This is a genomic window from Desulfovibrio fairfieldensis, from assembly GCF_001553605.1.
Classification (GTDB): domain Bacteria; phylum Desulfobacterota; class Desulfovibrionia; order Desulfovibrionales; family Desulfovibrionaceae; genus Desulfovibrio; species Desulfovibrio fairfieldensis.
Genome location: NZ_CP014229.1, coordinates 1,905,272 through 1,924,312 on the forward strand (window position 1 = coordinate 1,905,272; position 19,041 = coordinate 1,924,312).

A 19,041-nucleotide genomic window follows, 5' to 3' on the forward strand; every position below is an offset into this window, starting at 1 on the left:
ATGTCATTCCTGATCCACCAAGAGTATTTGCACTTTGCCAGTACCAAACATGTGCACTTATAGCGCCGGATGTCTGGTCATATCTCCCTCCTCCGGTCATGGTGGGGCTGCTGCCAACAATATTCCGTATAGCATCGCTCTGCTGGACGCCCAGGGCAGCACTGTTTCCGCCGTGCCCGCGCAGGAACAGCCCCCTCAAATCGGGCGTCTGGTTGCCGACAACCGCGAACAGTTCCGGGTACGCGCCCAGGGCCCTGGAAAAGAGTTCAGGGCTTGGCGCGGATCAGGTAACGAACAGCGGTGTTCACGGGGCGGTTTTCGTTGGCCGTGGGCACGACGCGGCTGGTATCAAGCCGTGTCATCATGCTTCCTCCTCCGTTTGATCCACGCTGATCTGTGTATCCTCGTGTCTCAAAGGCACCTCCACCACTGGAACCAAAGTGGTGAATCCCTCCGCTTGTGATAGGGCGCAGGGCATCGCCCTGAACTTTCCCCAGCGCCCCTGAGCTATGTGTGGTGGACGTGATACCCACGGTGGAACCGTTGTTCTGAGCGTAAGTTTGGGAGCCGTACCCGCGCAGGAACAGGCCGCGCAGATCGGGCACCTGGCCGCCGACAACCGCGAACAGTTCCGGGTACGCGCCCAGGGCCCTTGGAAAGCGGTCATGGCCGGGCGCGGATCAGGTAGCGCACGGCTTGATTCACGGGACGATTTTCGTTGGCTGTGGGCACAACGCGGGAGGCATCAAATCCTATAGTTACATGGTGACGTGAGTACACCCCACCATATCCAATGCTCTCTGGTGCATGTGTAGCCACATAAAATGCGCCAGAATAGTTTTCCAAAGCACTCCCTTGCACGGCACCAGTAATACCTGTCAGTTGTCTGATGGCATCACCTTGTTGGACGCCCAGCGCCGCCGAATTGCCCCCGTGGCCACGGAGGAACAGGCCTCGCAGATCGGGCGTCTGGCCGCCGACAATAGAGAACAGTTCCGGGTAAGCGCCCAGGGCCCTGGAAAAGGGTTCAGGGCCGGGCGCGGATCAGGTAGCGCACAGCCTGATTAACAGGACGGTTTTCATCGGCCGTGGGCACGACCCGAGAGGCATCGAATTGGAAATACTCAGTTCCCCAGCCATCGGAATCGTGTGAGCCTCCACCTGTGCCCGATGTGGCAAAAACCCCACTAGTTTCAGTTCGCCACATTCCTCGGGCTTTCGCTCCAAACTCTCCTGTAATATTTCTGATTGCATCCCCTTGTTGGACGCCAAGGGCGGCGCTGTTTCCGCCGTGCCCGCGCAAAAAAAGCCCCCTCAGATCCGGCGTCTGGCCGCCGAGAACCGCGAACAGTTCCGGGTAAACTGACGGCGATATGTTTTGTCCGTTACATTCCAGCCAGTTATCCATATCTTCCGGATTTGTTGCAACTGGCCATGAAATGATGGTCCCGACCGGGACGCCACCGGAACTTTTTGCTTCTACAGCGACCTTCGTGGGATCAAAGCTGGTGGAGTCAGCGCCATACACGGAAGCATGGGGCAAAAACAGCAGGAAGAGCCAAATGAGGATCTGAACGGAACGTAATTTATGTAACATGCGACCTCCAAAACAGGATGAAATAAATTTGTTACTTTTCAAATATTATATTTTTCGTCTTTATTGCCATCAAAAACAACTTTACAGCAAGATTATCTATGCAAAATATATTTTGAATAATAATTCTATGTTTACTTCTCGTTATTGCAACATAAATAATATTTAATTCTTCCTTATTGATACTAACTATTTCACCATTTTTTATTTCTCGAATAACATTTTCTTGAACATTAAAAAAATCACCAGCAAGTTCAATCGAATTCCACTCAGCACCTTTTGCCTTATGTGCAGTAGAAAAGACCCGTGTCGCTTTTTTTTCATCTACTGTTAGTGTATTTTTAATTCTATTGTACATTGATATGACATGTTTTCCAAATTTTTTAACTATATTACACCTACTCAAAAGTATTTGATCACATTCTGCATATTCTTCTATTTCAACAAAACTTTTAAAATTACTTTTTAAATTAACATCCCTTACACAGTTCCATTTTCCGCATTGAGCATAAGACAAATCCAAAAGAAGTTCGAAGTTGTATCCAGCAAATCCTCCCAGAAAGTATGGAGTCCCTCCATCTTCGACTGTTTTGTATGCTTCGGTAAAAATACTTGCATTTGATCTTGCAATAAATGCCGTACACGAATGTTCCGCAATACTGTTCTTTGATCCATTACCATAAAATGGTTTTCTGGCGCCCATCAATCGAAGATATTGATTTGCCAACTCGGCAACATGGTCTGGACAACGAAAAGATTTTGTTAAATAAAGACAATCTGCTCCTTGTTCATGTAATTTTTCTAATGAATCTACAGCTCCATTCCATGCATAAATTTGCTGAAATGAGTCTCCAATGAATACTTTATGCGCATTTTGTTCGCATACAATATTTATCATGCAATCTGTGATATCTTGAGCTTCATCAATTAGAAGAGTTGAAAATGGTAATTTGTAAGAAGCAATCTGAAATAATTTAAGATATACATCGTGAGGCATAGGAATATCGCCAAACTGTGTATCTCCCTGAGATGTAGCTCTCCATAAAGCATCCAGCGCCCCAAAAAGTTTGTGAGACTGGATATCGAATTTTGATAGCACCTCCCTATATTTTTTATAATAATGCTCAAAAAATTCTTGCAGATTTTTGTGCGAAGAGGAGAGATACTTATTAAAGCATTGAATTAATATTGAAGATACTGTTTTGTTTCCGGAAGATGACAAAAAATATTTTGTTATATCACCTATATTAAGAGGAGATAAATTCCCAAGGCGATTTATATAGTTTTTTCCAATATGCTTAAACGCTAGTGAGTGAATTGTTTGTGTATGAACGTTCTTTATATCTTTAAATTTTCTTTTTGCTTCTTCTGCCATACTTTTATTATATGCTATATATAATATTTTTTCTTCTCTTCTCTCCTTGGCAAGTTCAATTAACGTGCTCGTTTTTCCAGTACCAGCATATGCCTGAACAACGACAACGCTGCATTTTCCCTTAAAAGAATAATGAACAAGTGCCTGCTGTTCTTCAGTCAGCATATCGCCCCCAGTGACTGGCCATTAGAAATTTTTCTTGACAAATTATATTTTACAAATAATTTTTCATATAAACAAGAAAAAAATCTTTACAAAATGGATGAACTATGACAGAAGCAGCACCGCTTTTCTCGCAAGATGCCACACCAGAAGGTGTCGCTTACTTAGTTGTTGACCTCTATCAAAAAACAATATTTTTCAAAAAAAATAAGCATGATAGGCAAAGTCAGCATATTTATGTCCCGATAGACAACCGTCTCTCTTCCTTAGCTCTTTTCAGACTGCAAAATTACGTTCATTTTTTTCTTCATGATCTCGAAAAAAATTTACTTTTTTCGAATAATTCAACTTTTGAATTTACCGAAAAAGGGAAAGCAATCCTCCAGTCAATTAGCCAAACATGCGCAAAATTTTCCTCTACGCAAGAAAATTTGGATGAAATTGTATCGGCGGATGAAGCGATTCGCATGCTGCCCGTGACGGAATGCTGGCCTGCTTCAGCTGAGAGCTTTGCCGACGCTCGGGAACATATCGAGAACATCTTGGCGGCCAGCGGGAAGAAGATCGTAGGGAATCTCGAACATGCCCTTTATGAGAAACTGATAGATGCTGCGAAAGATGGCGCCAGTTTGTCTGAAAGCCAAAATAATTTCCTTGCTATTCAAAATAGACGGGAAAGCATAAGCCCATTTCACCAAGTTCCACGCCCCTCCCCCAAAAACAAAAAAAGAAAACTCAAGGATGAAGATGAGGAGGATGGCTATGCGTCCTCCTAAGTACCCCGCATCTGGAGTCAGCATTTATGCGGACCCATTGGCCACCATCTCGCCAGCCGGGCGCACATTTTATGTTTTTTCATCCGATGGCCTGGATACGGGATCCGGTGTCGTGTCCTCTTCGGGAAGCAACGGACTCGTTTTTTACGATGGAAACCGCGAGTGCTTTTTGGGGTGGCCTGTTTTTTCCGATACACTGAGCAACACCCATCCCACGGCAACCCAACTGAGCATAGTTAACGAATTCTCGCTCATTGAAACTTGGAACCAACTACAGGCCTTTTTCCTGAAACTTGATAAGATCCTTTTGCTTGAGCAGTTTCAGAGATATTTATCCGGCCCTGATGCTGACGGCCGCGGCATGCAGGTCTTTGTTGAGCGTGCTTCAATTTTCTGCGTGGACCATCATATTCACCTCTCCCGTGAAGAACTCGAATGCCCATCTGGATTCGCAACCCTGACCAGATATATTGCCGCTCTGCCCTCCCTCAATTTAGGAGTCTTCACAGATGCCATCCCAGATCTCCATGCAGACACTCCGGATCCCTTGCTGGCAAACTCCCAGGAGACCTTGCGCGCCGAGCGCTGGCTTTCTCTGGTGCAGCCGGAAATCCTCCCAGAAGATCTGCAGAGCCAAGTGGGACAGAAAAGTCAAAAACTTCGACATATAGTTAACAACTACATGGAATTGGTTGAATCCTGGGAAGGGTCTCCTCTCATGGATATTGAAGGCACACCCCTCTCCAGGCGGGATGCCGAAGAGCTGCTTTTAGGCGCGGGAACGATATACAGCCCGAGTCCATTAGGCTTTACCTCACGTTTGCGGATTGCCTTCAGTGTCCCTGAGGCGCTTGCTCAAGAATCCATCGAGGTGCAGATTGCTTTTGTTTCTGCCTTGGAGCGCCGGCTTACGCATGATTTGGGCTTTAACCTGAAGCTACTCTACCTGAAGGATCGTTCTGTGGTTGTCATTGAGGCCCTTGGCGGAGGAGATAGCCGCGAAGTTGTCATGTCCTGTGCTGATGTCCCGGGATTTGAAAGAAAAATCCTTTTTGCTCCTCCAGAGCTTCTGAAGAGAATGGTTTTCATGTTTGATGCTATGAAGGCGACTATGGTGCCATCAGCTACGGAAAAGGCCATCCAGGAAGCCCGGGCTACCATCGCCCACGGAAGCCAGCTCGTTGCAGACGCAGAAGAGCAAAATATTGCGACCAGAGCCTCACCAGGCTTGCACCGACCTAGTCCTTCTGCCTGAATCTGGCACTTAGTGGCGCACGTGAGACTCCGGTTTTCATTGATTCTTAAAAATGCAATGAGTACCCACCGAAGCGCCAAATAGAGAGGCCCAGGTCATTTAAGACCTGGGCCTCTCTATTTCTTCGTGATCGGGAAGCTTGCTCAGCAATATTTAAATTTTATTGCTTATTTTGTGCATTTCCTGCACATAGAGTTCTTGCTACCAGTGGTTCTCCTGAACCAGAGGCGTAGCATTCTGAGGGTTGGGGCTCTTCAGGGCTCTCAGTGTGAAATAAGATTTGCAGCGCGGGCATCGGAATTCCATGTCAAGGGCAAAACCTTTTGCCAGCATTTTTCCGCACTTGGGACAACGAACCTCGGGTAACTCCTTGTTCTCCATTTCTTCCGCACGTAGTTGCGCCCGAAAGATTCCCCCTATATCATGGTTGCGCCCACACCAAGGGCAACCGTAGGCGGTAATCCGTCACGGCGTTCGCACACGTCGTGTCGGGCCGTTGTCCGGAGCGCCAACTCCGGGCAGGTGGGGGCGCCTGTCGCCCCCGCCACTACGCCAGTCTGTCCGATCAGAGCAGTCTGTTGCTCACATCCCTGCTTAAAGCCTGATACTCCTCCAATACGAACTCTCTGATCGTTTTTCCTGCGGGGAGGCTCAGTTCTCCACGCAGCACGCACAGAATTTTTTCCCCAAGGCTGGGAATGACGCCGGCAAGACTACAAAGAAAGGGATCACCTGCAGCCTTATAGCGCCTCAAAAGCCGCTCCCAGTCTTTCTCGCCGGTTTGTTCCGCGCGATAAGCATATGTGATTACACTGTTTAACAGCTTGGTATATTTGATGCCGTCCACTTTTGTGAATGTGGGCCGGAAGCCAGGGCTTTCCAGCTTAGCTTTTAGGGCGATGCCGGCACGGACATCAATAACGTAGCGAAAATATTCATGCAGGCGCCAACCGATCAGTTTTCTTACCTGGGCGGTGTCCGGCACAGTCCACGTGCATGTCCCGGGCCTGAAAGACGGCTTTCCTCCAGGACTTGTCGCCAGCGAGTCAAAAAGGGTCTTGAAGCGATAGTTGATCCGGTTTTTAAAGGCCAACAGCTGCACACTTTGTCCGTTTCTCGACCCACTCGTGGCATAGACGATGGTAATGTCAGCGCCGGAGCAGCCGAGAAGCGCACACAAGCGATTCGTAATTTTTCGCCACGTTGCGGCCGCGAATGCATCCTTCATTTTTTGAAGATCGACTTCCTTTTGTTCATATGCCGCCAAATCAACCCAGATAGGATTGTTCTCTGAAGAAATCTCCTCAGGAACGGGCAGCATTGCTCTGTCCTTGTTGGGCGCGACCAAAGGGCGGCCTTTTTCCCTTTTGAACCTGCGCAGGTCCGCCTTCAATTTTTTTCTTCTCTCCTGAAGACGGTGGAGATTCGCCTGGACGGTCTTGAGGTCATCCTCAATTTCCATCGCGCTCCGATTCCGATACAAGTCTTCATCTTCCATAAATGATCCCTACTAAATTTCTTTTTATATGTAAAAAGAATTTATTTATGTTTGGACTTTTTGGCGGCCGCCAAAAGTTCCTCGAAGATGATCTGCTCAAAGTCATCAGCCTTCTCACCCAACTTTGCCTGAATGAAGGCATGGCGCCTTTCCAGCTCGTCCTTTATGGTGCCGCTGGGATACTGCGTACTAAGAACTTCAAGGGTGTCCTTGCAGCCGAGCACGCTGTAAAGCCGATTGCGGACGCGCATGTCCTCGGAAGTCGTGGAAAAGGCCCATTTCGCGCGCTTTCCAGCACAATTTGTAAGATACAGAAGAGATTCACCATCGCTCGTCCTGAAGACGCCCAAAAAGTTGGCACCCGCGGCAGTGGGTTTTGTTATTCTCTTGAGAGTCAGCCGCGCAATGGGATTTAACCCAAACCGGTCACCGATTTCTTCGGCTTGTTGTGCATTGTTTGCGCCTAGAACATAGATGTTTGTGGCAAGATCGACCAACACCTTGGGGAAATCCTCCAACCGCTGGCTGCAAAGTCCAATTGAGATATTGTGCTTACGTGATTCACGGCTTGCAGTGCTCAGATCAGAAATAATTTGCTTTAGTAACGGACTATTTTCATCATGCTCACTAGCACGATGAAATTCATCATAATACAATCTCTTGGGATCTGCTGCCAGGCTGATAAAATCCGGCTTATGATAATCCCTAAATAAATTTGGTACATATTCGAGATCATCTTCAGAATAAAAGAAATGGCCAGCCCCGATTTGTCTTGCAACCATATACATGATGGCTGTCTTTCTGTTGCTCGCAGCACTGCCTTTGGCAGTTACGTCTTGCAGATCGAGGACAATCACATGCGCGGCCCCTAGAGAAAATTTCGTCGGATTGCTGAGAATTGGATACTCATCCATGGCTGTGGCCAGATATCGCGCGCAAGCCTGTGGCACCGTCTCTGAAGAATTACCGATAGTAATTTTTTCATATGCGGCTTTCACTTTCGTCGAATTTATGGCGCTGATGATATCTTGGATGACAGGCATGGCATATTGTTGCGCACGGATGGCTAATGGATATTTTTCACTTTTAAAGAGATGCAATACAACATCCCACCAGCTTGTGCTTCTCGTAACATCAAATTGTGTATCTTCCAATGCCGCTTGTATCTCATTATCCAGATGTCCATAATATCTTTTTGGAGAAGTTCCCTCCGGGCTTAGCAATAAGTATGTTTCTTTTATGGCATCACGAAGAATTCCAGAAATTCCATCTGTTGGATTTGTCCTATCCAATGGGGTGCATAGCAATGATAGTAGATTAACAAGAAATTCCATATGCGATGGAAAAGGATAAAATACACCAAGTGGAGTATCAAATGGATTTACAGCCGCATCTTTTGTATTTCTAAGTTTGGCATATACTGCCAAATGTCGCATCTGCGGTGGAAGTGCTATCTGAATCAGGTTAACGAGGCCTGATCCGGATGGGCCAATATCGATAACAGTCAGCCGCGGCAGCCTTGGTTGAGGCCTGATCAAAAAGAACAGGTTGCTGGTATTTAAGAAAAATGATTTTCCCTGTCCCATTGCCGCGAAAACGATATCATTCCATGATGCCTGATTGCTGCTCATCAAGCCGACCGGCATGAATTTGCCGTCTGGAGTACGTAACGGCAGGTCCGCTATTGGCCATGGAGAGCAGGGGCGAAAAATGGGAAGCAAGTCGACAGCATCTTGGAGAGGAGCAATGGCGGCCGGCGCTGGCGATGTCGGCATGCATGCCGGCACTGTCGCCGTGAACGCCAGGAGTGGGTCTCCGGTTAAGTCGGAGGTATCGCACGAACCCCAGGATTGGATTGCTGTTGCCAGCCGTGCAGCCCTTTGAGATAGCAACTTCAAAGGAGAATCACAGTTGTTTATATCGACCCATGTAGTAAATGTAACTTGAAAGTTAACATCTTGTAATTCGCCTTTAATCTTTCCAGCATATAGCTTCTCATAAGCATGATTAAATTGTTTATTCAAATCAGATGTAAAGAAAAGTGCCTGGGAAAGTTGCGATTTGAGACGCTGTGATTTAAGGCCACCGCCGCGTAATAAAATGCTGCAACGCCAGGGAAGATCCATTCGCAATGCCTGAAATAAATTGTTGAACGGAGTAATTTGCTCTGGCGGTAAAGTCATAATTATAGGGGCATAAATTCTTCCGTCTATGGCCACATACTTTTTTTCAATAATTATTGCTTCACTAGGCCAGACTTGGCTGCTGACCGAAGGAGGGAAAAAATTATCCAGACTTCTTTCCGGCGCACCGGCAGACTGGTCGCGCACAGGAAGCCTCTTACTATCCCAGGTTTTGGGGCGCCAATCGTCAGCCGTAGAATTTGGGGCGATGATCTGACGAATTTTTGCGATAGCGTCGGGACAAGAATATAATTTTATTTTATATCCTGAATTCTTAAGGGACTCGATAATGCTTTTTGTTGCGGATTGGTGCATATCACGCATTCGTTGGATGATAACATTCCGTCCCTGAGAGCGATTTGAGGTCAGATAGGGAGATTTTTTTCTTTTAAGTTCCTTTCTTGCTGCTTTGAGCTCTGGATCGCTGATTACATTTGGCCTTGTCCAAACGGCAATTTTCATTTGCTCATCAGCACAATAACTTGCCAACGTATTTTCCCAGTCAATCAGAACTGCTTCCAAGTCCATTCCAAGATTTTTAGATGAATTTCTAATAATCTGAAAATTTTTAGCAAGAACCTTTTTTGCAGCTTCAGGATCATACTGAAATACAAATTGAATTGCATGACAATTTTTTGACAAAGGTGTTTTCAGTGTTGTGACAAGACGATCAGCGATATCCTCAAATTCTTCATCTCCAATCATTTTAAGAGAACCCTGGAGATCTATGAGCGATACCATGCTGCTATCTTCAGACACAATATTTGCATCTGAATCAGTCGTATACAGTTTTGTAAAACTGTTAGCGGATCCTCCGAACATATCAGCGGCATTAAGTCGTAATTGATCTAGAGCATAGAAGAAAGAATCTGCTATTGACATAGTTCTGCCCCTACCTGCTCCCGGCCGTCTTGTTTGAAACGGTAATGATCTGGCTAATGGCCACACCTCGGGGATATTCAGACGTGTCCACACGCTGCACGCGGCATACGGCAGTTATGGCTTGGCTGGAGATCCGCTGTTTGCTTGTTTCGTAATTCAGGAGGATCGGGATCTGAAACTCCCAAGTCATGACTCCGCGCAACTTACCGGAGCGAGTGAGTATGGGGGTGCCTGTTACAACCGCATGCATTATCGCTCGATACTGCTGCAGCAGGGGCAGATGCCCTTCCGCGCTGAGAGAAACCGCGAAACCTTCGAAAGCTTCTTTGGTGAAGTACTGTCGGGCATTTGAGAGTCGCTGGCGCCAGTTTAAAAAATCCATATTCAAAGAGTCGGTAAGAGCTGTCGCAAGCCATGCTTTCAGAGCGGGGTCATTGATCATCGGCTGATCAAGGGCCGTAATTTTCAGGATGGCCATGTCTTGAGTCATCCCGATGATCATGGGCTTAGGTTTTGAAACAAGCTGAATTACATTGAGACATAAGCTTGCTGCCAACAACAAAATAAGGATAAGTCCGACTTTTTGACTACGTCGCAAAGATTCTCGAAGAAAAGAAATGCTTTCCATTGTGAAACCGGCACTCATAATATCTCCCTCACCTCAGAGCTTTAGCAGCTTGTCAATAATGGCCTTGTCCCAGGCCATGATATTGTTAATATTATTTGTGGCATACCACATCTGTATAAATCCTAAAGGATCTTTATTACTAGGCTGCTGTATTTCTTTTGCATCAATTCCCAAAAAGGGTGGTATGATGCGGCATTTTGTACAAATGTCATAAAGTTCTAAAGGATCTTGATTTTTGATATTTACCTTAAGCGATCCTGTTGAGTAAAAGGTGACCTCCAATCCTGCTTCTGATAAAATTAAAGCTTTTTCAAACAGTTTAATTCTATCTTGAGCTCTGATAAACGGCAAAAATGGATTTGCAAATACTTTATCTGGCGAAGGAGGACTACTTCTATAGCTGCTTTTTTGACACAAACCGGTCCACAGATTTTCAAAAAAAATACTCATACTGAGAGACAAATCAGTTTGTGGAGGCAGTCGTTGTAGAAGAACAAGAGGTGATTTCAATTTAAACACAGATTTTGAAATATAAGCTTCATGTATGACGATATCTGCAAAAGCGCTTAGAAAGATGACTTCTGGGGTGGAAATCCACTGACGCTTATATGAATCAGCCCCAACCCTGCCAGACCCGAATGAAATAAGCCGGTTAAATCTCGGTTCAAACTTCCTGCATGTGACCTTAAAAAGGCCGGGCATGCCATAGTTGCCCAACCATTTTTGTACTTCTTCACGATCCGCTTTGGGACTGGGGAGGTCTTTTTTGGGCACTTCTAGAAAGTCGCCATATGGCAGTGGAATATTCAGGACACTGTAAGCATGTTCACGCTGAGGCACTCTGAATGTTCCGACAAATTCGTTGCCTGATCTCCAAGAATCACGTTCGCAATTTGTATAATAAGCTGTAGCTTCCGCGATAATTTTGGCAATATTTGTTGTATAGACCTCATCTCTTCCAAAGCCGATTATATCCCGAAACCCCTGCTTCAGGGCGTATTCAGGTAGGAACTCTTCTTCCTCATCGACCTCAAGGAGTTTGCGGGAAACGGCGACAGAGCGTGAAAAAATCTTTGCGCCAAACTCTGCAATCTCTCTTGGATCATTGATAGCATGCCTGGCCGCCATCACGTTAAGAGCTTCGCGCAGATAGTTGTGCATTTTGAAGCGATAGTTACCATCCAGACCACTTTCTTTGGTCACCTGATACTGCATATTGGTGATGTATACGGTGTCCGAGGCGAGCTCGGCTGTCCCCTGAATATTGACGCGAGAAGCCGGGCCCTCTCCCATGGCTTTCCACCCGGTCGTATGGAGGCAGGGGTCATCCCAGATGAGGCACCCATATTTTAGCTTTCCGTCCATATTTTCCATGGGATTCCTATAAAAAACTTTTTATTTTTTATATTGTTTTTACGTCTAAAAAATATTTATCATCTAAAAAATATTACGAGCAATTAGAGGAGATTGCTTCCCAGCTCTTTGCCCACGCTTCTCCCGGGAACCAGAGAGGCATCTCAGAAAATCTTGGTACGAGTGCTCCAATTTTATCGTAATCATAGAGAATGCGTAGATTGCCGATGGCCTTTCGCCGACGCTCATAAATAGAAAGATTTTCATGAGCGAGCCCTGCCAAGGCCGTAGCAAGTGCGGCTGGATCACTTGTAATGAGATCCTTTATTGCCGCCCCAGATGAAATTCCTTCTACCTCAAATGCATTTTCGGGAAGAATTGAATTGGCTTTTAAAACCCAGTATAGAGCTTCTGCCTTTTTCCCTATACCAATATTTTTCATATCTCCTTCAGTTAATTCTTGTTTACTTTCATAACAATGCATCCTGAAAGTAGCGATGGAAATTGTCCAAACAAGAATATTCAAATCCTCCTGGCGAATCCATGGCAGATAAACAATTTTCAGAGCACGTTTGAAAGGACCACGTGCGGCGTTCCCCAAATGAAAAACTGCATGGCAGAGAGGACATATTGTAACCAGATTTTCACCGCGGTTGTCATGGTGATCATCATTGATATGATGCACTTCAAGTCCTCCCCCAGGGGAACGCTCGTCCCCCTGAGTTTGGACTCCACAATACTGACATGTGTTGTGATCACGTTTCAGAACATCTTGCCGCACATCAGCAAATTCTGTGTTCGCCGCAGTGACTTTTGCGTCATCTTTGCGGTAACGGCCAGTCTTTACCCCCAAGATAAGGGGAGGAAGATATTCTGGGTACCCGATGCGGGACACGTTAACTTCCTATGCCCAGTTTGCTCAGACCGCTGCTTGCGCCTGAGTCCGTGAACGTACCGCTAGTGGCAAGGATGACCGCCGGCAGACTGAGAAGCACCGCCCCGACAACCATCCACAATATGGCCTCCCCTACCCCACCGCCCCCCCCACGGCCGCCGCGAAGCAGTTTGAGAACCCCATTGCCAAAGACGATCAGCCCGATTCCTGCAAACGCAAAGCAACCCACAAGTCCAAAAGGGGATAGGTCGTTTTTGGCTGCGGTAAGCAAACTTCCCAAGGATGCGGCATGCGCCGGAGTGGCGAAGAGCGTGGAAGCAATTACCGCAGCGCCAACAGGAAATATGGATCTGAAAACCTTCATCATTAAAACCTCTATTTATATGCTAATAGCATTTTTATGAAAGCAATTTGTTGATGACATCCTGCACAATGCCGCCGGCAGTGATCCCAAAAGCTCGAGCTGCTGCGACACAATTGAGCAGGACCGTGCCGGAAGTGCAATATATGGCCGCCCGGTATGTGCCACTACTGCCATTGGGACCTGATCCCTGCTTGGCAAGATAAATGCCTTTTGCCACAGCTCCTGCGCCCAATATCCGCATGGCCCAAACGCTGAAATTGACTGCTCCGGCTAGAGGGCTGCTTCCTCCAGTCGATGCGAGCATGTCAGGAGCGCTGCTCTGAAAGAGAGTTTCAGACAGTGCATCAAGAATGGTTGGAAAACTCAGCAGACATGCGCCAGCGATGATGCCTCGCAATGCTGAGCCAATATTTCCGCGGCCACTCAAAGGAATGAGCCAGCTTCCTCCAAAGACGATCAGACCCACCGCATAACTGACCCAGTATAGAGCTTCAAACAGTGGCGCTCCCAGGTCGTTAACGATATTGGTAAGAACCTGGAGCAGATCGGAGTTCATAATGCTGGCTCACTATTTTTTGAGATAGGAGATCACGCCGGCAGATGTTTTCACATCTCCATTAATGAGATCCACGGAAATAATTTTGACTCCGTTCAGGGACTTACCAGCCTCCACGGCGTGGATATTCCCTTTTTCATCCTGGATCACCACGCGGTTTGCCGCCAGCCCCATGACACTCCACCGATCCACGGGTTCCGCAGGCGCCTTTGTTTTGGGTTCATCCAGAGCAATGGGAGATTTTTGTTCATTCTTCCCCTTAGATTGGGCCATCGAAGACAAGCGAGCATTTTCCTGAGTCAATTTGTCGAGCCGTTTTTCAGTGGCGCCCAGTGCCTCCTGGAGGTCACGGTTGGCGTTTCTGAGGCCTTCGTTTTCTTTGGCCAGTTTTTGCATATCCTCAGTCAGAGCTTGCAGGGCAGTAGCCATGCCAGGGGTGCCCCTGTCCCCTTCTGCCGGGTCCGCCAGTTCCTTGAGCTTGGTTTCAAGCCGTTTGAGTTGGTGATTTACGGCCTCGAACTGCTGTTCGAAAAGTTGGCTTACTTCAGCGGAACGCTGTGAATAAGGCGCCGGCGTAGATGGTTCCTGCACCTTTTGCGGAATGCCCTGTGCATCAGGATCCGCCATGGCCGGGGCGGCAGCCCCATCCTTGATCGCGGCAGCTTTGTCCGGTGGCGTGTGCTGCAGCCGATTTTCAGAAGCTTCAGGTTGACCAACTTTTCTCTCCTGGGGAGGGTTGTTGCCGATAGGCTGAGCAACGGCGGAGGGCATTTTGAGGCCGTCAAACTGCTGGTACTGGTGTTCTTTGCCCACGAGCACCAGCCACAGAGAAGTCCCCAGGATTACGAGAAGAACCAATACGGCCAGAGCCGCAATGATACGCCTTTTTTGGGGAGTCCAGCGGGAAGATGCGCTCTGGGGCTGGTCATCATATCCCGGAGGGCATTCTGTTTGGTACCCGGGCCATGTGCTTTCAGGTTCAGGAAGATCTTGAGACATCGATTACCTCACTTCTCGGTTTACCGCTGGGGCTGCATCCCAGGCACTTGCCTTGATATGGTTGGATATGTGCGCGGATATCCTGTTTTTTGGCCTTCCTGCTGTTGAACAGCATTTTGCTGAAGAAGGACGGCGTCATTGACAGGACTTTCCATTTTGCCAATAGAAATGATAATTACTCCTATCTCTGTTCCACTCTTGAGAGTTACGGTTGGTGGAATATCAAAGCGTCGCTCCAGGATTCCGGAGGCCTTATCTCCAACTTTTCCACTGGCAATAATCATCTGCTCCTTGAGGTCATAATTAGGAGCACTATATCCGCCCCCGTACATATTTGAGTAAGATGACGTACCAGATCGGCTGACAGCTTCTCCCCAACCGGACAAGAATGCGGACGCAGCAAAGGCGACCCATTTTTCAATTGTGTGATTATTAACACTGGAATGAACTGCGGTCCTATCTGTCTTTGGATCGATTGCAAAACCCTTTATAGAGTATATTGCTCCGTTGGGCATAGACATGGTGCCAAACTCGAGAGTGAGATGCCCATTCATACGTTTAAATGAGCCAATCACTTTAGCGCCTTTATATGGGGTTCCCCTAAGCCCATCATCGAGCACTTCGACCATGGCCGGCCCTGGTGCATCACTGTCCAGAGTGATTCTGTTTATGGCATATAGTATGTCTCCGGGCTTGAGTCGGGGTGGAAGAGTGACGTCATAGCCGCCTTTTTGAACTTCTCCCACGGCTGTTGTCATAACTTTGGGGGCAGGCTTATTATATATCGTTGTGCCAGGCTGCGGCATTTCGTTAAGGTGCTGACCAACTTGACTCAAATAAGCAATCATAGCTTGATCGCCTTTTTGCTCCCTAGCCTTTTTGTATTGAGGTTGAGATTGCGGTGCCGCAGGGCCGGGTTGCGTGAGAGGGGCTTTTGGTGCACTGGCCTTGGGTGTTATGGGGCTGGCCTCCATGACTGGCCGTGCAGATGGAGATACTGGTGCCACATACGTTCTTCCCTGCTCTGCCGCCTCCTGGGCCTTGTTTTGGGCATACGTATCTATCCTTTCCTGGTAATGCGGGCTGCTTTCAAGACCCACTTTTGCCATGTCAGCCTTATTTTCAGGCGCGACAGCAGACAGATCTGTTCGCGCGCCTTGATCATTATTTTGCACACAGCGCACGACAAAGCCCAAGCAAGTGATGATCACAATGAACACCAGCATAAACCTGGTCCAGCGCGGGAATGCAATCTTCCTTGATTTTCCTTTTCCACTGTCCGCAATGGCTGGTTCTTCCAGTATCAGAAGCTCTTCTTCAGGCATAACTATTTCTCGATGCTGATAGTGAACTTTTGGTGTACTCCATTGATTGAAAGTACAATACTTGGAGTTTTAGGTAGCACATAAACACGCATATCTTCACTATTGGCAACCCCTAACCAAGCTGGAAACACAGCAGCGTAACGAGTTCGTAAAAATAATCTATTATTATATTCAAAAACCGTAATACCTGTCACTCTAGGTTCTATCCTTAAAAGTGCTGCGCCATGCGGTGGAATACCATGGAGCATGCCAAGTAGTTCTGGAGTAATCGTTGTTGGTGTAGTCGGTGTGAGTTGTGGAAGAACGGCATGAGGGCCCTGTTTATCAAGTCGGAAAACTACCAACGAGTCAGAGATCCGGCCTACTTTGTCTTTGGATTCCGTTACAAGGTGGAGTTGAATCGGGTATGGAGCTCCTTCAAGTGATACGACGAGATTAGAGGAGGCATGCTTTGTAAGCGGTACAATATTGAGAATATTTGACTGGACATTGACAGTTTGCTCATTGAGCTTCGCCTGATTTTTTGCCTGAATCGCAGAGGTAGCGTTTGCGGCTTGACTCTCGCTGATTATTTCCTGCTCTACTTTTGGCTGAGTTATGGAAAAGGCTTCGGCCGCTCCCACAGTAGAGGACAAGATAGGCCAAGGAGCACCTGTGCTGTCCTGAAAAACAATGGTAGAGACGTATCCTGCTGTCAGCCTCAGTACCTGGGTGATAGCGCCAGGGGTGACGTTGAGTTGTCGCGTCTGAGTACGCATTTGCGCAGGACTTGCTTCAAGGGCTGCATCGATGCGGTCCTTTCTCGTTTTGTACCGCCTAATGCCCTCTTCATCGACGGGCAGGAGTGCTTCGATGCTTTCTTCCAAGAGGTTATTTATTTTTTCTTCCTCTTGGGGAGTGTCGTCCGGGGCTGCTTCGGAGCGCTCTTGCGCGTGCGCGAACAAAGGTGAGGCCATGATGGCCAGAGCCATAAGGGGCCCTATCACCTTATTCATCACGTTCAACCCCGAATTTGGCTTCAATATCGTTGATCATCTCGAAGATTTCTTTTTTTTGCTCCTCCGAGATCTCCCTGAGGTCGGTCAGCTCTCTACCCATGCATTTCCCGAAAAAAATGCCCAAGGCCAGGACAACGCATGGATTGTACTTAAGCGTTGTGGGGCAGGTTTTGAGGTACTCGTGGGTTTCCTTCACGCTTGCGCAGCAACCCATCGCATTGAGCCCTTCAAGCCAGGTACGCTGCTGTTCAGTGTAATGATCGCTGGTGGAATTCTGATTCTTTGTCATTTCGCCCTCGGTGCAGGTTGACGCCCATAACTTTTTATTTTTTTGGAATAACTTTTTAAGTTATCTATTTGTGTTTTTACTAACGAAAATGAATGGACAAAGCAAGTGGACTTTGCTAAAAAAAATTAGGAGGCCCATCATGGAGCATAGTTTATCCAAGCGTGGACAGGCTCAAAAGGTCGTGAGGAGACTTTGTGAGGCTGCCGGCCATGTAACGCGTGACGAATTATCGAAAATAATTGGCGTTTCCAAGCAGTCCATTTCTAACCGTATTAACCAGGGAGACATTCCGGCTGCATGGTATTTTCGAGTAGCCGACCAGTTTGATGTCAGCATTGACTGGCTTTACCGCGGCACAGGGCAGATGCGTTTTGGCGATGTTGATTCTGAGGCTGCCGCATCAAGGTTAAGTTCAATAATATCTGAGATTTTATCCACTCTGGAAAAAGCAAATACGTCAAAAGAACTTCGGCGAAATGTTTTACAAACTATGATGCAATTTGGGAAAAAGGGATCACACGGGGTTGACGTGTTGACTACAGCCAAAGGGAGTATTGACGCAATGATTAAAGCGATGCAGCATCTTGATTTTTCGGGGAACGACATCGCTGATGCTTGCTTGTCATTACTCCGTGTGGCACTTGATGAGGTTCAAGGATGAGGAAACTCATTTTTTTAATATTTCTTATTACCCTTTTTGGTGGCTGTGCCGCTAAAAAAAACATGCCTCTGGCAAAACCGGAGACATTGGTTGATCAAAGCCTTCATGGTGCGGCTGAATCCATCACTCGCGACCTCGCTGTTCTCACAGGTTCGCGGCAGAATCGTGATTATGGTTCACCGACAGGCTCGGGTGATCTCTACTCCTCAATTACTTTAAATTGGGATGGGCCCATTGAGGGTGCTTTATCAGACGTGGCGTCCAAGGTGGGCTTCAAATTTTTAATTGAAGGCAAAGAGCGGCCTACGCCTTTGCTGGTCCATGTGAGGCTTATTGATCGACCAGCTATCATGGTGATTCGGGAGATCGGCGCGCAAACGGGCCCTGGGGAAGGGGTGCTGGTTGATGAGAACGCACGCACGCTTCGTCTTGTTTATGAGGAGAAGCGCTCATGACACTAAGGGGTTATGGTGCCTTTTTTCTGCTTTTGGCGGCAATCTTGGGAAGTGCTCAGGCCTGCGAAGGCGCCTCTTTGAAAAAAGGGGAAGACCGCCCCAGCGAACTCACCACGTTGCTGAACATGAAAGGATCTCCAGAAGCGGCACAGAAAAAGCGTGCAACAAGCATCCGCACAAAAGTTTTGACTGATACGGCTCAGACCCTTGGGTTTCAAAGAGGGTTCAGATGGCGTTACGACCAAATTTACCAAGCTGCGGACGTCCGGTCCCTTGAGTTTGACCGGATTTTCAATTTTGGGGCGTTACTTATTGAAAACCGCGTTCTTCCACCTGTTATCCAGTGGGCGGACAAGGCGGTTAATATCGAGTCCGACGATTATGCCACATCCGTTGAGGCGCAGTACAGAATCGTGCGCCCAGCCAGGATCGTTTCAACACCGCCATCTTGGCGCGGGTATCTCATGATGGATTCGGAAGCGCTCGAGGTTGCGCCAGAAATTTATCCCACGACCGGAGAAGAGAAGGAAGCTTGGCGCAGCAGCATTGAGAAGGGTTGGCAAGAAGGCGTGGAACACGCCTGCGACGTTTTTAGGATGAACATGGACCAGCTTGTTGCTGACTACCGCGGCATGTTGCGTTTCAAAATGCTGACAGACCAAGGGCTTGTCAGCGTTCCTACTTTGGCAGAGGGGAATCTTGGGGTCCAAGTGGGAGAAAATGTGTTGAATATCAACCAGAAAACATTTCGGATCACTGTTCCTGCGGCATTTAGGATGGTGAAATAGGTTTG

General features: G+C 47.4%; 19 protein-coding genes. 6 read left to right on the forward strand and 13 right to left on the reverse strand.

Annotated elements, in window-relative coordinates; genetic code table 11:
- Positions 1 to 1,027: 1,027 nt before the first annotated feature.
- Entirely contained in the window at positions 1,028 to 1,597 is a 570-nt protein-coding gene (locus tag AXF13_RS17090; protein ID WP_083522020.1) for a phage tail protein, read from the reverse strand.
- Between the two features lie 31 nt (positions 1,598 to 1,628).
- Positions 1,629 to 3,134, reverse strand: coding sequence for a UvrD-helicase domain-containing protein (locus tag AXF13_RS15980; RefSeq protein ID WP_083522021.1), 1,506 nt, complete (start codon positions 3,132 to 3,134; stop codon positions 1,629 to 1,631).
- 104 nt (positions 3,135 to 3,238) lie between these two features.
- Here AXF13_RS15980 and AXF13_RS16685 point away from each other — a divergent pair, with 104 nt between their 5' ends.
- Together AXF13_RS16685 and AXF13_RS08160 are read left to right on the forward strand one after the other, a co-directional pair.
- Positions 3,239 to 3,907, forward strand: a complete 669-nt coding sequence (locus AXF13_RS16685; RefSeq protein ID WP_150116125.1) for a hypothetical protein — start codon at positions 3,239 to 3,241, stop codon at positions 3,905 to 3,907.
- The gene (locus tag AXF13_RS08160) at positions 3,894 to 5,162 is read left to right on the forward strand and encodes a hypothetical protein (RefSeq protein WP_150116126.1); all 1,269 of its coding nucleotides are present in this window, start codon (positions 3,894 to 3,896) and stop codon (positions 5,160 to 5,162) included. The genes AXF13_RS16685 and AXF13_RS08160 overlap by 14 nt, the downstream gene beginning before the upstream one ends.
- Positions 5,163 to 5,363: 201 nt before the next feature.
- Here the strand turns inward: AXF13_RS08160 and AXF13_RS15985 are convergent, their stop codons facing one another.
- The 6 genes from AXF13_RS15985 to AXF13_RS16695 all read right to left on the reverse strand — a co-directional run bounded on the left by AXF13_RS15985 (position 5,364) and on the right by AXF13_RS16695 (position 12,601).
- Complete coding sequence (locus tag AXF13_RS15985) at positions 5,364 to 5,543, reverse strand: Com family DNA-binding transcriptional regulator (RefSeq protein ID WP_083522022.1); 180 nt, start codon at positions 5,541 to 5,543, stop codon at positions 5,364 to 5,366.
- Positions 5,544 to 5,727: 184 nt separating this feature from the next.
- Entirely contained in the window at positions 5,728 to 6,660 is a 933-nt protein-coding gene (locus tag AXF13_RS08165; RefSeq protein WP_062252467.1) for a hypothetical protein, read from the reverse strand.
- Positions 6,661 to 6,701: 41 nt separating this feature from the next.
- A complete protein-coding gene (locus AXF13_RS16690) occupies positions 6,702 to 9,725 on the reverse strand; it encodes a hypothetical protein (protein ID WP_150116127.1) in 3,024 nt (1,007 codons plus the stop codon).
- Positions 9,726 to 9,735: 10 nt separating this feature from the next.
- Positions 9,736 to 10,371, reverse strand: a complete 636-nt coding sequence (locus AXF13_RS08175; protein ID WP_062252471.1) for a DotI/IcmL family type IV secretion protein — start codon at positions 10,369 to 10,371, stop codon at positions 9,736 to 9,738.
- Positions 10,372 to 10,386: 15 nt separating this feature from the next.
- A complete protein-coding gene (locus tag AXF13_RS08180) occupies positions 10,387 to 11,727 on the reverse strand; it encodes a hypothetical protein (protein ID WP_062252472.1) in 1,341 nt (446 codons plus the stop codon).
- A 73-nt stretch (positions 11,728 to 11,800) separates the two neighbouring features.
- Positions 11,801 to 12,601 carry an HNH endonuclease gene (locus AXF13_RS16695; protein WP_150116128.1) on the reverse strand — a complete coding sequence of 267 codons (801 nt, stop codon included), beginning with the start codon at positions 12,599 to 12,601 and terminating at the stop codon, positions 11,801 to 11,803.
- A 182-nt stretch (positions 12,602 to 12,783) separates the two neighbouring features.
- Here AXF13_RS16695 and AXF13_RS16700 point away from each other — a divergent pair, with 182 nt between their 5' ends.
- Positions 12,784 to 13,005, forward strand: coding sequence for a hypothetical protein (locus tag AXF13_RS16700; protein WP_150116129.1), 222 nt, complete (start codon positions 12,784 to 12,786; stop codon positions 13,003 to 13,005).
- On the opposite strand, the gene AXF13_RS16705 is transcribed toward AXF13_RS16700, so the two are convergent.
- Genes AXF13_RS16705 through AXF13_RS08210 form a run of 5 tightly spaced genes read right to left on the reverse strand, consistent with a single transcriptional unit; the run spans position 13,000 to position 17,132 of the window.
- Positions 13,000 to 13,521: a hypothetical protein gene (locus tag AXF13_RS16705; protein WP_150116130.1), complete on the reverse strand. Its 522-nt coding sequence runs from the start codon at positions 13,519 to 13,521 to the stop codon at positions 13,000 to 13,002. The genes AXF13_RS16700 and AXF13_RS16705 overlap by 6 nt on opposite strands.
- A 12-nt stretch (positions 13,522 to 13,533) precedes the next feature.
- Positions 13,534 to 14,520: a hypothetical protein gene (locus tag AXF13_RS08195; RefSeq protein ID WP_150116131.1), complete on the reverse strand. Its 987-nt coding sequence runs from the start codon at positions 14,518 to 14,520 to the stop codon at positions 13,534 to 13,536.
- A gap of 20 nt (positions 14,521 to 14,540) precedes the next feature.
- A complete protein-coding gene (locus AXF13_RS08200; RefSeq protein ID WP_083522023.1) occupies positions 14,541 to 15,845 on the reverse strand; it encodes a TrbI/VirB10 family protein in 1,305 nt (434 codons plus the stop codon).
- A 2-nt stretch (positions 15,846 to 15,847) separates the two neighbouring features.
- Entirely contained in the window at positions 15,848 to 16,816 is a 969-nt protein-coding gene (locus AXF13_RS15990) for a DotH/IcmK family type IV secretion protein (protein WP_190276332.1), read from the reverse strand.
- Positions 16,817 to 16,832: 16 nt separating this feature from the next.
- A complete protein-coding gene (locus AXF13_RS08210) occupies positions 16,833 to 17,132 on the reverse strand; it encodes a hypothetical protein (protein ID WP_062252482.1) in 300 nt (99 codons plus the stop codon).
- Between the two features lie 139 nt (positions 17,133 to 17,271).
- Between AXF13_RS08210 and AXF13_RS08215 the strand changes: the two genes are divergently transcribed.
- The 3 genes from AXF13_RS08215 to AXF13_RS08225 are packed head-to-tail and all read left to right on the forward strand — an operon-like array spanning position 17,272 to position 19,036.
- Positions 17,272 to 17,793 carry a helix-turn-helix domain-containing protein gene (locus tag AXF13_RS08215; RefSeq protein WP_062252483.1) on the forward strand — a complete coding sequence of 174 codons (522 nt, stop codon included), beginning with the start codon at positions 17,272 to 17,274 and terminating at the stop codon, positions 17,791 to 17,793.
- Positions 17,790 to 18,248, forward strand: a complete 459-nt coding sequence (locus AXF13_RS08220) for a DotD/TraH family lipoprotein (protein ID WP_062252485.1) — start codon at positions 17,790 to 17,792, stop codon at positions 18,246 to 18,248. The genes AXF13_RS08215 and AXF13_RS08220 overlap by 4 nt, the downstream gene beginning before the upstream one ends.
- The gene (locus AXF13_RS08225) at positions 18,245 to 19,036 is read left to right on the forward strand and encodes a type IV secretory system conjugative DNA transfer family protein (protein WP_062252487.1); all 792 of its coding nucleotides are present in this window, start codon (positions 18,245 to 18,247) and stop codon (positions 19,034 to 19,036) included. The genes AXF13_RS08220 and AXF13_RS08225 overlap by 4 nt, the downstream gene beginning before the upstream one ends.
- Positions 19,037 to 19,041 lie beyond the last annotated feature (5 nt).